The organism is Herbidospora daliensis, assembly GCF_001570585.1.
Taxonomy (GTDB): Bacteria; Actinomycetota; Actinomycetes; order Streptosporangiales; family Streptosporangiaceae; genus Herbidospora; species Herbidospora daliensis.
The window spans coordinates 1,429,239-1,443,273 of sequence record NZ_BBXF01000001.1 but is presented as its reverse complement, the minus strand read 5'-3'; the positions used below and the strand labels follow the sequence as shown (position 1 = coordinate 1,443,273).

The window sequence follows — 14,035 nt, the reverse complement described above, 5'->3', positions numbered from 1 at the left end:
GACCAGCTTTGAAGCACTCCGCAGCCGGCCGGTCGTTCCGGTGCGCGACATTCGGGACCTTCCTCGATATTCTCCTGGTGGCTCGCGCGCAGATCTACTGCGCGGGCGACCTGGACGCCGGCGCAAAATTGGCCAACGCCGTTTGGTGCCTGAGCCGGATCGTCGCCTTTCCGATCGTCTCGGCACTGTCAGCGCTTTTCGCGCAGTCGTTCCACCTGCTGGCCGGGTCGCCCTGGCTGGCCGGTAGTTCGTGATACTGCTTGCTCTCACCGCGGCCGGCTTCTTCGCCGGACCCGTTGCCATGATCTTGTACGATCTGGCCGCCGAAGGCACTCCTGGTGATTGCGTTCTACCCTGGTCGCCTTCGTGGCTCTTTCCATAGATCGGCGATGTCTTCGTCCTGCTCGCAAACGGAATTTGCTCCGATACTTCGGCGTTTGAACTGGCGGTATGCTTCGTCATCCCCGACATAATGACTATTATGTGTGTAGGCCCTGATTGATCTCGGAGTCATCCGTCGGTTACAGTCGTCGATAGATAGGAAGCGGGATGGCTGAATTGCGCGTAACTTATGATCGGCTGGCCGACGCCGCCTATATTTATATTTCCGATAGGATATTGCCAGGAGAGGTCGTTCAGGCGTATACTTGCGACCCGAGTGCAGTCGCGGGAATGATCATTCTGGATTTCGATAAATCCGGAAAACTGATCGGCATCGAAGTCCTCGGGGCCACCTCGAAGTTGCCGCGTCGAATCCTTGATTCTGCCGAACACATTTGACGCATGCATGTCCAAGTCTCCGGCACGACTGAAGCGCAGCTCTCCACCCATCCGCCCAGCGCGGGCCGGACTTCCGTCTCAAGCAGACCCCGAGCGAAGCGAGTCCTGTCCAGGGAGCGCGAGGGGCGGAGCCCTTCGCCAGGAGCGAAGCGACCCGGAGCTACAGCGACGCAAGGACGCGATAGCGGCCAGGGGGAGCGCGAAGGGGTGACAGCCCTCTCGTATCGGGGGTTCGGGGATCTTCCCCCGTGTGTGCCACAAATGGTGAATGGCCCGTGGCAAGCACCCCGAAGGGGATCTGTCGCAGATTCGGTGACGACCAGACGTCTGGCCGCGTCACAGTGAGTCGTGATTGATCTTGATGAGCTGGTCGGCGTGGTGTTCTCGGGTTCGTCGCCGCTGGTGGTGATGGACATCGGGAACGAGGGCGAGTGGACCCGCGTGCGGGCGCGAACCAGGCGTTGAGCAACCTCGGGAGCGCGGTGCGGGAGAGGGCCGGTGACGGTGACTGTGACGGGTAGCTCCCTCACGATCGGACTACTCGCCACCGTCTCACCGTGCGACCGCCGGGAAGAACACCCCGGCACCACCCGCGAGAGCCCGCACGACTGGATGGAAGGAGAACCGACATGATCCTCCCGATCGATATCGAAGCCGACACAGAAGCGGCGGACCGCGCGCGAACCGTCGCCGTGGGGGCCACCGCCGCCATGATGATCCTTGTCCCGACGCTCGGCCCGTTTCTCGCCGACACCCGGGAAGGCGCCGAGGAGTTCGATACCGAGATCACTCCTCCCGACTACGCCTTCGCGATCTGGGCGCCGATTTTCGCAGTCATCGCCGCCAACGCCATCCAGCACGCCGCGCACCCGACCGCCGCGGTCAACCGACGCACCGGATGGTGGCTCGTCGGCGCTTACACGGCGAACGCCTGCTGGTCGATCGCGGCCCAGTCGAACCGCTTTCGCTACACACCCTTCATCCTCCCGGTGGCCGCGGGCCTCGCCGCCACCGCACACCGCAAGGCCCAGCACGACCAGCCGCGCGGCGCCGAGCGCCTGACCACCCACAGCACCGGCCTGCTCCTGGGGTGGACGAGCGTCGCCTCCGTCGTCAACGCGTTCGCGGTCCAGCGACACGGCAAGTTCGCGCCCACGACCCGAACCGGGCGCAATACCGCTCGTCTCGCCGTAGCGGGAGCCGCAGTCGTCCTGAGCACGATCATCGCGGCGAGTCGGCACGGTCACACCTCCATCGCTCTGGCCGCGACATGGGCACTGGCGACCAGCGCGGCCAACCCCCAGCGCACCTCCCGAACCCGGCAGGTCAGTGCGGCGGCGGCCTCCCTCCTCATCGCCACCACCGCTATACGGCTCCGGTGGAGCAGAACACGGCACGGCCGACGACAATGAAGCGCATTCAAGTCAGGCCAGCATGGAGCCACAATGCGAGCCGTCCCTTCCCCTGCCTGAATCGGTGTTGAGCCCAGTAACCGAGCGAAGCGAGGCCCTTCCAAGGAGCGCGAGGGCGGAGCCCTTCGCCAGGAGCGACAGTGACCCGGAGCGAAGCGACGCAGGGCCGCAAAGCGGCCAGAGGGAGCGTGAAGGGGCGACAGCCCTCTCGTATCGGGGGTTCGGGGGTCGTCCCCCCCGTGTGCAGAAATGGTGAATGGCCCGTGGCAAGTGCCCCGAAGGGGAAACAGCCACGGGCCATCCATTCACCAGTGAAGCTAACGGTCGCCTACTCGAACTCGGCCACGCCTGGAATCGATCTCCGCCCATCGCACGCCGGTAGCCATCGCCGCCCTTGATCAAAAGCATTACGCTTCACGTCATGAAACGAAGGTGGGGGTGTCTGGCGGTCGTTCTTGTGCCGCTGGTCGGCTTATTCTTCCTGATCATGACCCCCGTCTGGCGCGACGACGCACGTCTCGACGCCTTGCTCCAAAAGGCGGTCAGCTACCCGCGCCCACCGCATACGCGCGATTTCCACCACAGGCATGACGCGACATCCGGCCACAATATGTCAGGAGGCGGCGGAGACTACTGTGAATACCGGGTGAGGATCACAATGCTGACCACTCTTCCCCCACAGGAAATCCGCGACCACTACAGCAAGGCCCAAATCCCCGGCTTCCAAAACGACGTGATGGTGTCCGTCTACTTCAAGGACCCCGAATCCGGCGGGAGTCAGTTCATCGTCGAGTTCAACGACTACTACCGAAATATCTGGGACTTGTTCTGCGGCGCCCTCTAGCCGGCGTCATCCGCCGGCCAAAACACAGTCAGTCACTCCGAAGGTGAAACGACACGTCACCTGCCCCTTTGATGCGGCCTGAAGTCCATCACCCCGAGCGAAGCGAGTGCCTCCCGAGCGAAGCGAGGCCCTATCAGGGAGCGCGAGGGGCGAAGCCCTTCGCCAGGAGCGACAGCGACCCGGAGCGAAGCGACGCAGGGCCGCAAAGCGGCCACGGGGAGCGCGAGGGGGCGACAGCCCTCTCGTATCGGGGGGTTCCGGGGGGTCGTCCCCCCGGTGTCGCAAACGGGAAATGGCCCGTGGAAGGTGCTCCGAAGGAGCAACAACCACAGGCCATCCCCATTACCCGTGGATCTAGCGGTCGCTAACTCGAACACAAAACCTTCCCACAGGGCTACGAAGGCATGTGAAGTAACTCTAATTGTGGTCGTCGCGCACAGTCAGTTCATTATTTTGGCGAGTCCGCCTTCGGCTGCGGTCTCCATCCAAGTTCGAGTAAGTTACGCGGTTGCTCCTGAAGGCCGCGCCACAGCCACGATTTCCACCATGCCGTCGAGCCCGGCGAAGTCCTTCGGATTGGCGGTGTACAGGGGAAGCCCGTTGCTCGCGGCGATCGCGGCGATCATCAGATCAGCGGCCCTGCCGCGTGGCTGCCGGCCGGTCGCGCGGACGGCCGCACAGATCTGGCCATACATGCGCGCGGCTTCGTCGTCATAGGGCAGCGCGTCGAACGTGGCCTCTACATGCTGAAGGACCGCCATACGCCGAGCACGCCTGATCGGATCGACCGTTGCATGTGGCGCGTCTGACAGCTCACCGAGGGTTACAGCGGTGATGAGACCCGCCTGCGGAAGTGCATCTGCCTCATAGAGAGACAACACAGCCACGATGTTCGTATCGAGTACACCTTCCGCATGTCTCACAGACCGGTTCCCTCCAGCGGGTCGTCGGGCAACTCTTGATCGATACCGGCGTCCAGATCCGCGCGCAGCTCGTCGACGTCGAGGGCAGGCGCGCCAGCGAAGATCGCGAGTACCTCCGTCATGGGCACAGCACGCCGACGCTTGATGGGAACGACATCCGCGAGCGGCTCACCGTTGATCGTCAACACATACCGCTGCCCGCGTCGCAGCCCTCGCGTCACACTCCCTGAGTCACTGACGAACTGCCGCACGCTGACATCCACGGGCTGAGACTTGCCGCCCATCACTCGGCCTCCCTCCGCACCGGCCCGTACTACTCCGTACCACGCTAACAGTTAAGCCGCCGACGAGGGCCGCGTCACCCCGGACAAGCAAGCCCGCCGACTCTCTGACGCGCCTGCAAGAAGATCAAATCTCCACGGACGCGTAGGGCAGTAGTATTCACTGGAGGCCGGTGAGCGCCTTTCTCCGTGTGATGAGTAGTTTCTGGCCTAAGTCGTGCCCCTGTCGATCGCGTCGGCAATCGACACATGCTGGCTCGTCATCAGGGCGTTCGCGGCACTTCTGCCGCTTTTTGAGTAGCCGGAAGTCAAATACGAGCGAAGCGAGCTCCAGCCGAGCGAAGCGAGGCCCTATCAGGGAGTGCGAGGGGCGAAGCCTTTCGCCAGGGAGCAAAGCGACCCCGGAGCGACAGCGACGCCAGGGCCGCGACAGCGGACCAGGGGGAGCGCGAGGGGGCGACAGCCCTCTCGTATCGGGGGGTTCGGGGGGTCGTCCCCCCGTATACGCAAACGAGAACGGCCCATGAAAGCCGCCCCGAAGGGGCGACGACCATGGGCCGTTCCGAGTGAGTGGAGCTAAGGGGATTCGAACCCCTGACCCCCTCCATGCCATGGAGGTGCGCTACCAGCTGCGCTATAGCCCCGAAGGTGTGAGACGAGTCTATCGGACTGAGGAGGGTGCCTGGGACGAGCCGGCATCCCTCCCAGTCGCCATCAAGTGGAGACCAAGTGGCGTCCCGCATCCTCTACCCAAGGCCGGAGACCGCGCGGCGAACAACCGCCGCACGAAACCCGCCACCCCCGCAGGGCCGACGCGCCCCCGCGGGCCCCGAACACCCACCAAAGGACCACCCATGCGCATCCCCGCCAACCCCCGCTTCACCCCCGACCTCAAGGGCGACCGCGAGCACCCCCGCCCGACCGATTCAAGCCCCGCCGACCACCGCTACGCCCTCCACTGGACCTTCAGCTCTCTGAGGTGACCCCACCAGCGGATCCACCTCCCGCCGCAGCACCGTCCCGTCCCCCATCTCGACGGGAAACCCCTCCTTGGCCCAGTACTCGAACCCCCCGATCATCTCCTTCACCCGGTACCCCAGCCGCGCGAACGCGGCCCCGCCCTGCTGGGCCCCGTTGCATCCGGGGCTCCAGCAGTAGACGACGACCACCTGGTCGAAGGGCAAGGTCGTCGAGGGAATCTCGCCGACCGGAACATGAAGAGCCCCCGGCACGTGCCCGAGGTCCCAGCTTTCGCGGCTCCGGACGTCTACCACGACCACCCCTTCCACCCCCTCGGCCAGGTCGCGGGCCACGTCGGCCACGTCGGTCTCGACGGCCAGGCGGCCGGCGAAGTGGGCGAAGGCGACGGCGGGGGAGGCGGCTGGGGTACGCAGAATCGCTGACATGCCGCACAGCCTGCCGCACCACCCCAACACGGCAGGAGTGGCGGAATCGCCCCCTTTCGCTAAGATTCCGCCATGTCCCATCGTGTCGCCGTCCTTGCTTTCGACGGCATGGCCCCGTTCGAGCTCGGTTGCGTCGTCGAAATTTTCAGCGTCGCCCGTCCCGACGGGGTCGACTGGTACGACCTGAAGGTCTGCGCCGAGACCACGTCGCCGCTCCGGGCCGTCGGGGGGTTCTCGATCACCCCGTCCCATGGCCTCGACGCCTTCGAGGGGGCCGGAACGGTCGTCGTCCCGGGGGTTCGGGACGTCCGCCAGGAGGTTTCCCCGGCCCTCGTCGAGGCCCTCCGCGCCGCTCATGAGAGAGGGGCCAGGGTGGTCTCGATCTGTTCCGGGGCGTTCGCGCTGGCCGCCGCCGGGCTGCTCGACGGGCGGGAGGCCACGACTCATTGGCGGTACGCGCCCCTGCTCAAGACCCGCTTCCCCGAAGTGAAGGTCACCCCCGACGTGCTCTACGTCGACCACGGCGACGTGCTGACCAGCGCGGGCAGTGCGGCGGGGCTCGATCTGCTGCTCCATCTGGTCAGGACCGACCACGGGCCCACGGTCGCCAACGCGGTGGCCCGGCGGCTGGTGGTCGCGCCGCATCGGGAGGGCGGGCAGGCGCAGTTCATCGAGACGCCGGTGACCCCGACCGAGGAGGACGCCGTCGGGCGGGCCATGGAGTGGGCGCTCACGAGGCTGGGCGGGCCGATCTCCGTGCGGGAGATGGCCCGGCAGGCGGCCATGTCGGAGCGGTCGTTCCTGCGGCACTTCGCCCGGAAGTCGGGGACCAGCCCGCTCAAATGGGTCATCGGGCAGCGGGTGGCGGCGAGCCTGCCGCTGCTGGAGGGGACCACGACGCCCGTAGAGGAGGTCGCCGTCGCCTGTGGGTTCGAGAGTCCGGTCACCTTCCGGCACCATTTCACCCGGGCGATGAAGACCTCGCCCTCGACCTATCGGCGGGCGTTCCAGACCGGAGGTGGCCTACCTGCGGAAATCCCGGGCAGGGGCCGTACACATGAAGAGAATTCTGCAGGTGTTCGTGACCCGGTGGCTGGCCAAGACCCCGCTCGGTCTCGCGGTGCTCGGGGCGGGCTGGTTCGTCAGCAGGCGGCGCCGGAAGGCCAGGGAGGCCGAGGAGAACGCCCGGTTCAGGCCGGGCCGGCGGCGACAGCCTCAGCGGGCGAGTCGTAGATAGGGATGTGGTCGGCCAGGCCGACCAGTTCCATCACCTTCCGGGGCGAGGGCCGGGGGCCGGTCAGGGCGACGCTGCCGCCCTGGGTCTGGGTGTGGTGGAAGGCGTCGAGGAGCACGCGGATGCCGGCGCTGTCCATGAAGGTCATCCCGGCCAGGTCGAGCACCAGGTGGGCCGAGATCTCCCGGGCCTGAATGACCGCCTCGTGCAGTTGCGCTGTGGTGGTGGCGTCGACGTCCCCGGCCACGGTGATCACGGCATAGGCCCCCGACGGAGCCACGTGAACCCGGAGGTTGTCCATGATCTCCCTCTGTTCGTAACCGCATAAGACCTACCACAGAGAGGCCTCTATTCAGAAACATGTCGCAGTCCCGGCGACTTCTCTAGGGTGGGGGTCGCGAATAATGCGTATCCGGTACGACTTGGAGGGGCACATGACCTCGGAACCTTTCGGTGACCTTATCGATCGGTGCCGGGCGGCGGAGGAGGATCTCGTCCGCCGCTGGCGGGCCGACGTGGCGGCCTCGTTGCGTGGACGGGTCTCGGAGATCGAGCTCGACAAGGAGCTCCGGGAGATCCTCGACGCCCTGCTGTCGGCGGTGAGCGCGTCCGACGGGGCCGACACCCGTTCGAGCGCCTACGGCGAGGTGCGGGCGCTGCTGGTCGACCTGTCCCGGGCGCGGGCCCTCCAGGGGTTCAGCCCGCGTGAGACGGCGATCAGCGTCTTCGCGCTCAAGAAGGCGGTGCGCGACTCGGTGGGGGTGGGGCCGGAGTTCGTGGCCTTCTCCGACGTGATCGACGAGCTCGGGTTGTTCACCTTCGAGACCTACGCCAAGGCCCGCGAAGAGGTGATCACCAACCAGGCCGAGCAGCTGCTCGAACTGGCCACCCCGGTGGTCAAGCTCTGGCAGGGCGTGGTCGCGCTGCCGCTGGTCGGCACCCTCGACTCGGCGCGTGCCCAGGTCGTCATGGAGAAGCTGCTCCAGACCCTGGTCGACACCGGCAGCGAGTACGCGATCATCGACATCACCGGCGTCCCGGCGGTCGACACCCAGGTCGCGCAGCACCTGCTGAAGACGATCGTGGCGGCCCGGCTGATGGGCGCCGAGTGCATCATCTCCGGCATCCGGCCGCAGATCGCGCAGACGATCGTGGCCCTCGGCATCGAGTTCGGCGACATCGCCACCAAGGCCACCCTGGCCGACGCGCTGCTGCTGGCCCTGGGCCGCATCGGGGTCGACGTCACGGCCGAGATGACCAAGCGCGGCCTGTGATGGAACGACTCCCGATCCTCAAGATCGGCCAGATGCTGCTCGTCTCCATCCAGGTCGACCTGCGCGACGACATGGTCGTCGCGCTCCAGGAGGACCTGGCCGACCGGATCGTCGAGACCGGCGCGCGGGGCGTCGTGATCGACATCACCGCGCTCGACATCGTCGACTCGTTCACCGGCCGGATGCTCGCCACGATGGCGGCCCTGTCGCGGGTGCTCGACGCCGACACGGTCGTCGTGGGCATGCGCCCGGCGGTCGCGATCACCCTGGTGGAGCTGGGGCTCTCCCTCGACGGGATCAAGACCGCGCTCGACGTGGAGCGCGGCATGCGGCTGCTGAGCCTGGCCGGCGGCACCGCGAGATGACCGCCCAGGAACTCCCCATCTCCGGCGACGCCGACGTCGTCCGGGTCCGCCAGGCGGTGCGGGCGGCGGCCGTCGAGGCGAAGTTGTCGCTCGTCGACCAGACCAAGCTGGTGACGGCGGCCAGCGAACTGGCCCGCAACACCCTCACCTACGGCGGGGGCGGCGGCGCGCTGGTCGAACAGGTCCAGAACGGGCTGCGCAAGGGCGTGAAGGCGGTCTTCCACGACAAAGGGCCGGGCATCGCCGACGTCGCGCAGGCGCTGACCGACGGCTTCACCAGCGGATCGGGCATGGGGCTGGGGCTCGGCGGGGCGCGCCGGCTCGTCGACGAGTTCGCCATCGACACGGCCCCCGGCGACGGAACCACCGTGACGGTGGTCAAGTGGGCCCGCTGACCGACGTCTGGATCGACGTCACCGAGGAGAGCGCGATCGGCGCGGTCCGCCGCGCGGCGGCCGACCGGGCGGCGGCGGCGGGGCTGCCGGAGCAGCGGGTCGCCGAGGTCGCCATCGTGGCGGCCGAGCTGGCGGCCAACGTGCAGCGGCACGCCGGCAGCGGCAGCATCCTGGTCCGGCGCGGCCCCGGCAGCGTCGAGATCGTGGCCGCCGACTCGGGGCCGGGCTTCGACCCGCGGCCGGTCGAGGGGTTGTCGAGCCGGGGCGGGCTGGGCATCGGGGTGGGCGCCATCCGGCGCCTGTCCGACTGGTCCGACGTCTACACGCAGCCGGAGTGGGGCACCGTCTTCGCGGTCAGGATCGGGGAGACCGGCCCCCTCGACGTCTCGGGCCTGACCCGGCCGATGCCGGGCGAGGACTCGGGCGGCGACGCCTACGCCTGGCGTACCGACGGAGAGACGATCACCCTCATGTTGTGCGACGGGCTCGGGCACGGGCCGCTGGCCGCCTTCGCGGCAAGCGCGGCGGTCCGGGCCTTCGAGGACGCCCCCGCCGGGCCGCCCGCCCAGCTCGTGAAGCACGTCCACGGTGAGATCTCGCACACCCGGGGCGTGGCGGTGGCGATCGCCCAGGCGGAAGGCGGCGCCCTCACCTTCTCCGGGCTGGGGAACATCGCGGCGACCGTCGTCCACCAGGGTGACCACCGCGGGCTGATCTCCCTGCCGGGCATCGCCGGGCACCGCGCGGCGGCCATCAGACAGTACGACTACCCCCTTCCTCCCGGGGCACTGATCGTCATGCACACCGACGGGCTGCGGCAGCGCTGGACCTTCCGCGACTATCCGGGCCTGGTCACGCGCCGGTCCCTGGTGGTCGCCGGGACCCTCCTGAAGGATCTAGGGGTCCGCCGCGACGACGCCGGCGTGCTGGTCGCCAGGATGCCGTCATGACGTCGGGCGAGCTGTTGTCGATGGAGGTCAGGGGTGAGGGCGACGTGTTCACGCTGCGGCAGCGCGCCCGCGTGGTCGCCGACGCGGCCGGCCTCGACCAGCAAGACCAGGTGCGCCTGGCGACCGCGCTCAGCGAGGTCGGCCGGGAGGTGCTCAACCAGGCCGGAGGGGCGAGAATCGCCTTCTCCATCGACGGCGGCCCGCTCCGCGTCCGGGTCCGCGGCTACGGCCCGCTCAGCCCCGCCGCGCCCGGCTTCGCGGCGGCGGCCCGCCTGGTCGACGAGGTCACACGCGAGGGGGAGGACGTCATCCTGAGCAAGGGGTTGCCCCCGGGGCGCTACGCCGGCGAATGGTTGCGCGACCTGCGCGCCACCCTGGCCGGCCTGGCCAAGACCAGCCCGCTCGACGAGCTGCGGGCCCAGAACCAAGACCTGATGGCCGCGCTGGAGGACGTCCAGGCGCAGCGCGACGAGCTGGAGGAGACCAACCGGGGCGTGATGGCCCTCTACACCCAGCTGTCGGAGGAGCTCGAACGCACCAACCAGGGTGTGGTCGCCCTCTACGCCGAGCTGGAGGACAAGTCGGCCCGGCTGCGCGAGGCCAGCGAGGCCAAGACCCGGTTCCTGGCCAACGTCAGCCACGAGCTGCGCGCCCCCGCCAGCTCGATCCTGGGCCTGGCCCGCATGCTGCTCGACCTCGGCGACCCCCTCGACGACGAGAAGCGCCGCCAGGCCGAGCTGATCCGCGAGTCGGGCCGCGACCTGCTCAACCTCGTCAACGAGCTGCTCGACCTGGCCAAGGCCGAGTCGGGCCGGATCGAACCCGAGGTCGTCGACGTGTCGCTGCGCGGCCTGCTGCGCCGCCTCAAGGAGACGCTCGGGCCGATGGCGCGCGAGGGCGTGACGCTGGTCGTCGACGACCCCGACGGCGTGGAGATCCTGCAGACCGACGAGCTGATGCTCACCCACGTGCTGCGCAACCTGCTCACCAACGGCCTGAAGTTCACCGAGCGCGGCGAGGTCAGGGTCGGCGCCCACGCCGACGGCGACCACGTGCTGCTGCGGGTGGCCGACACCGGCATCGGCATCCCCGCCGAGGAGATCGAGCGCATTTTCGAGGAGTTCCACCAGGTCAGGGGCCCTATCCAGGCGTCGGTGACGGGCACGGGCCTGGGCCTGCCCTACGCCCGGAGCCTGGTCGCCATCCTCGGCGGCGAGATGACGGTCCGCAGCGTGGTGGGGGAGGGCACGGTCTTCGAGGTACGCCTGCCGCGCCTCGACCGCATCCACCTGGGGCGGGTGGTCATCGCCGACGACGACGCGGCGTTCCGCACCCTGCTGCGCGGCCTGCTCCACGGGGTCGCCGTGGAGATCGAGGACGCCCCCGACGGCTACGCCGCCCTGGCGGCCGTCCGCCGGGCCCGTCCCGACCTGCTCCTGCTCGACCTGCGCATGCCGGGCCTGACCGGCGAGGAGGTCATCGGGGAACTGCGCGCCGACCCCGCCCTGGCCGACACGCCGGTCATCGTGGTCACCTCGGCCGACACGGGCGGGATCGACGGTGTGGCCCTGGACAAGTCACGCCTGACCCGGGGGGAGTTGCTCCGGGCGGTCGGCGAGATCGGAAAACGCGATGCCTGAACGAATCCTCGTCGTCGACGACATCAGCGCCAACCGCTACGTCATCGCCACCTGGCTCCAGCACTCGGGGTACGCGGTCGTCGAGGCCGCGTCGGGCGGCGAGGCGCTGAGCCTCATCAAGGAGTCGCTGCCCGACCTGGTGCTGCTCGACGTCCGCATGCCCGACATGTCGGGGTTCGAGGTGTGCGAGCGGATCAAGGCCGACCCCGTCAGCGCGGCCGTGCCGGTGATCCACCTGACCGCCTCGGCGGTCGGGGTCGGCGACCGGACCCAGGGCCTCGCCCGCGGCGCCGACGGCTACCTCGTCGAACCGGTCGAGCCCGAGGTGCTGCTGGCGACGGTCAACGCGACCCTCCGGTACGCCCGCGCCCGCCGCCAGGCCGAACGCCTCGCCGGGCGGCTGGCCGGGCTCTCCGACACCACCCTGGCCATCAACATGGCCGGCACCCTCGACGAACTGCTGCGCGCGGCGGCCGACGGCGCGGTCCGCATGTTCGGCGGCCCGGCGACCGTGTTCGCGCCGACCGAGTCGGGCAGCCGCTACGTCACCTGCGACGCCGACGGGATGGTGGCGGGCGACTCCCCGCTGCTCGACCCCGGCGGGGTGCCGCGCGGGCCGACGATGCGCACCACCCCCGGGTCCGACTGGGCCGGGGTGCTGGCCCCGTCGGTCGCCGGCGAGGAGGTCAAGGTCGCGCTGGCCCGGGTGCAGGGCCGGCCGCCCGTCGGGGTGCTCGTCGAGGCGGCCCTGGCCTACGGCGACGACGACGCCCACGTGCTCAGCCAGCTCTCGATGGGCGTGGCGCTGGCGGTGGAGGCGCTGCGGTCGATCGACGAGGAGCGGCGCATCGCCCTCACCCTGCAACGGGCCCTGCTGCCCCGGTCACTGCCCTCGGTGGAGGGGGTCGAGCTGGCCGCCCGCTACGTGCCGGCCAGCGCGAAGGCCGAGATCGGCGGCGACTTCTACGAGGTCATCGAGATCGGCGGCAAGCTCATGGTCGCGATCGGCGACGTCATGGGGCACTCGCTGCACGCCGCGACCGTGATGGCCGAGATCCGGCACGCCGTGCGCGCCTACGCGAGCGAGGGCCATCCGCTCGACGAGATCCTTCGGCAGGTCAACCTGCTGATGTTGCGGTTCCTGCCGCGTGAGCTGGCCACGGTCGCGCTGCTGCTGCTCACCCCGTCGACCGGCGAGATCGTGATGTGCAACGCGGGGCACCTGCCGCCGCTGCTGGTCTCGAAGCGGCGTACCGACTATCTGAGCATGCCCGGACCGCTGCTCGGCGCCCGCCTGCACCGGCCCGGCGAGGCCCGGTTCACCCTCGAACCGGGCGAGTCGCTGGTGCTGGTCACCGACGGGCTGGTGGAGCGGCGCGACCTGACCCTGCAAGACGGCATGGCCCGCCTCCAGGAGCTCTCGGATTCGGTCGAGGACGACCTGGAGGCCTACTGCGACCGGGTGATCGACGCGATGATGCGCCCCGATCACGAAGACGACGTCGCGCTGGTGGTGCTGCGCAGGGCGGCCTGAGGCCGGAACGTCTGCCTATAGGCGATGGGGGAGACCCCGACCGCCGCGTGCAGGTGCTGGCGCAGCGAGACCGCCGTGCCGAACCCGGCCTCGCGGGCCACGTCGTCGACCGGCAGCCCGGTCGTCTCCAGCAGGCGGCGGGCGTGCTCGACCCGCTGCCGGTTGAGCCAGCGGGCGGGCGACAGGCCGGTCTCCTCGCGGAACCGGCGGGTGAAGGTGCGCACGCTCATGCGGGCGTGGGCGGCCAGCGCGTTCAGGTCGAGCGGCTCGGCCAGCCGCGACAACATCCAGGCCCGGGTCGACTCGGTCGAGGCCCCTTGGGCGGGGGGCAGCGGGCGTTCGATGAACTGGGCCTGGCCGCCCTCGCGGAACGGCGCGGTCACGCAGCGGCGGGCCACCCGGTTGGCGACCTCGGTGCCGAAGTCCGACCGGATGATGTGCAGGGCCAGGTCGGTGCCGGCGGCGACGCCCGCCGAGGTGAGGATGTCGCCGTCGTCGACGAACAGCACCTCGGGGTTGAGCAGCACGTCGGGGTAGAGCCGCCGGAACCGGTTCGCGTTGCGCCAGTGGGTGGTGGCCGCGCGCCCGTCGAGCAGCCCGGCCGCCGCGAGCACGAACGCGCCGGTGCAGATCGACACGATGCGCTTGCTCCGGTGGGCCCGCCGCAGCGCCTCGGCCACCCGGGGGTCGACCGTGCCCTCGAACGGCGGCCCGCCGTGCACGCCCGGGACGATCACCGTGTCGGCGTCGTCGAGGAGCGACAGGTCGTGGTCGGGCACGATGGCGTAGCCTGCGGCGCAGCGGACCGGCCCGCCATCGGGCGTGCAGGTCGTGACCTCGTAGAGTTTCCGGCGGTCGGCGTCTTCGGCGATGCCGAAGAACTGGCCGGGGACGCCGACGTCCATGGTCGCGAAGTCGTCGAGGACCAGCATGGCGACACGGTGGGGCATGGCCCGATTCTTTCATATGTTGGCTTTCAGGCCACTGGTGGGGTTCG

At 69.1% G+C, this 14,035-nt stretch carries 16 protein-coding genes, 1 tRNA gene and 1 pseudogene; 12 read left to right on the top strand and 6 right to left on the bottom strand.

Annotated elements, in window-relative coordinates:
- Positions 1 to 8 precede the first annotated feature (8 nt).
- From AW274_RS05855 to AW274_RS05845, 4 genes are all read left to right on the top strand, one after another.
- Positions 9 to 254: a hypothetical protein gene (locus AW274_RS05855; RefSeq protein ID WP_062429972.1), complete on the top strand. Its 246-nt coding sequence runs from the start codon at positions 9 to 11 to the stop codon at positions 252 to 254.
- Between the two features lie 295 nt (positions 255 to 549).
- Positions 550 to 780: a DUF2283 domain-containing protein gene (locus AW274_RS38920; RefSeq protein WP_083973848.1), complete on the top strand. Its 231-nt coding sequence runs from the start codon at positions 550 to 552 to the stop codon at positions 778 to 780.
- A gap of 629 nt (positions 781 to 1,409) precedes the next feature.
- Complete coding sequence (locus AW274_RS05850) at positions 1,410 to 2,192, top strand: TspO-related membrane protein (protein WP_062429971.1); 783 nt, start codon at positions 1,410 to 1,412, stop codon at positions 2,190 to 2,192.
- Between the two features lie 421 nt (positions 2,193 to 2,613).
- On the top strand, positions 2,614 to 3,036 hold the full coding sequence (locus tag AW274_RS05845; RefSeq protein ID WP_157519794.1) for a hypothetical protein: 423 nt from the start codon (positions 2,614 to 2,616) through the stop codon (positions 3,034 to 3,036).
- 500 nt (positions 3,037 to 3,536) lie between these two features.
- Here the strand turns inward: AW274_RS05845 and AW274_RS05840 are convergent, their stop codons facing one another.
- From AW274_RS05840 to AW274_RS05825, 4 genes are all read right to left on the bottom strand, one after another.
- Positions 3,537 to 3,917, bottom strand: coding sequence for a type II toxin-antitoxin system VapC family toxin (locus AW274_RS05840; RefSeq protein ID WP_232319988.1), 381 nt, complete (start codon positions 3,915 to 3,917; stop codon positions 3,537 to 3,539).
- 38 nt (positions 3,918 to 3,955) lie between these two features.
- Complete coding sequence (locus tag AW274_RS05835) at positions 3,956 to 4,243, bottom strand: type II toxin-antitoxin system Phd/YefM family antitoxin (RefSeq protein ID WP_063813158.1); 288 nt, start codon at positions 4,241 to 4,243, stop codon at positions 3,956 to 3,958.
- Positions 4,244 to 4,811: 568 nt separating this feature from the next.
- A tRNA-Ala gene (locus AW274_RS05830) sits at positions 4,812 to 4,884 on the bottom strand.
- A gap of 282 nt (positions 4,885 to 5,166) precedes the next feature.
- Positions 5,167 to 5,646: a rhodanese-like domain-containing protein gene (locus tag AW274_RS05825; RefSeq protein ID WP_062430152.1), complete on the bottom strand. Its 480-nt coding sequence runs from the start codon at positions 5,644 to 5,646 to the stop codon at positions 5,167 to 5,169.
- 72 nt (positions 5,647 to 5,718) lie between these two features.
- On the opposite strand from AW274_RS05825, the pseudogene AW274_RS05820 reads away from it, so the two are divergent.
- Positions 5,719 to 6,654 (top strand): annotated as a pseudogene (locus AW274_RS05820) (helix-turn-helix domain-containing protein); the annotation flags it as partial.
- Positions 6,655 to 6,703: 49 nt separating this feature from the next.
- Positions 6,704 to 6,883: a DUF6203 family protein gene (locus tag AW274_RS42900; protein WP_369408607.1), complete on the top strand. Its 180-nt coding sequence runs from the start codon at positions 6,704 to 6,706 to the stop codon at positions 6,881 to 6,883.
- Here the strand turns inward: AW274_RS42900 and AW274_RS05815 are convergent.
- Positions 6,837 to 7,181 carry an STAS domain-containing protein gene (locus AW274_RS05815; RefSeq protein WP_062429967.1) on the bottom strand — a complete coding sequence of 115 codons (345 nt, stop codon included), beginning with the start codon at positions 7,179 to 7,181 and terminating at the stop codon, positions 6,837 to 6,839. The genes AW274_RS42900 and AW274_RS05815 overlap by 47 nt on opposite strands.
- A 133-nt stretch (positions 7,182 to 7,314) precedes the next feature.
- Between AW274_RS05815 and AW274_RS05810 the strand changes: the two genes are divergently transcribed.
- The 6 genes from AW274_RS05810 to AW274_RS40040 are packed head-to-tail and all read left to right on the top strand — an operon-like array spanning position 7,315 to position 13,038.
- Complete coding sequence (locus tag AW274_RS05810) at positions 7,315 to 8,154, top strand: STAS domain-containing protein (RefSeq protein ID WP_062429966.1); 840 nt, start codon at positions 7,315 to 7,317, stop codon at positions 8,152 to 8,154.
- Positions 8,154 to 8,519: an STAS domain-containing protein gene (locus AW274_RS05805; protein ID WP_062429965.1), complete on the top strand. Its 366-nt coding sequence runs from the start codon at positions 8,154 to 8,156 to the stop codon at positions 8,517 to 8,519. The genes AW274_RS05810 and AW274_RS05805 overlap by 1 nt, the downstream gene beginning before the upstream one ends.
- Positions 8,516 to 8,914, top strand: coding sequence for an anti-sigma regulatory factor (locus AW274_RS05800; protein ID WP_062429964.1), 399 nt, complete (start codon positions 8,516 to 8,518; stop codon positions 8,912 to 8,914). The genes AW274_RS05805 and AW274_RS05800 overlap by 4 nt, the downstream gene beginning before the upstream one ends.
- Complete coding sequence (locus tag AW274_RS05795; protein WP_062429963.1) at positions 8,902 to 9,864, top strand: ATP-binding protein; 963 nt, start codon at positions 8,902 to 8,904, stop codon at positions 9,862 to 9,864. The genes AW274_RS05800 and AW274_RS05795 overlap by 13 nt, the downstream gene beginning before the upstream one ends.
- Positions 9,861 to 11,504, top strand: coding sequence for an ATP-binding protein (locus AW274_RS05790; RefSeq protein WP_062429962.1), 1,644 nt, complete (start codon positions 9,861 to 9,863; stop codon positions 11,502 to 11,504). Before AW274_RS05795 ends, AW274_RS05790 begins: the two co-directional genes overlap by 4 nt.
- On the top strand, positions 11,497 to 13,038 hold the full coding sequence (locus AW274_RS40040) for a fused response regulator/phosphatase (RefSeq protein WP_062429961.1): 1,542 nt from the start codon (positions 11,497 to 11,499) through the stop codon (positions 13,036 to 13,038). The genes AW274_RS05790 and AW274_RS40040 overlap by 8 nt, the downstream gene beginning before the upstream one ends.
- Here the strand turns inward: AW274_RS40040 and AW274_RS05780 are convergent.
- Entirely contained in the window at positions 12,993 to 13,988 is a 996-nt protein-coding gene (locus tag AW274_RS05780; RefSeq protein ID WP_062429960.1) for a GlxA family transcriptional regulator, read from the bottom strand. The genes AW274_RS40040 and AW274_RS05780 overlap by 46 nt on opposite strands.
- Between the last annotated feature and the right edge of the window lie 47 nt (positions 13,989 to 14,035).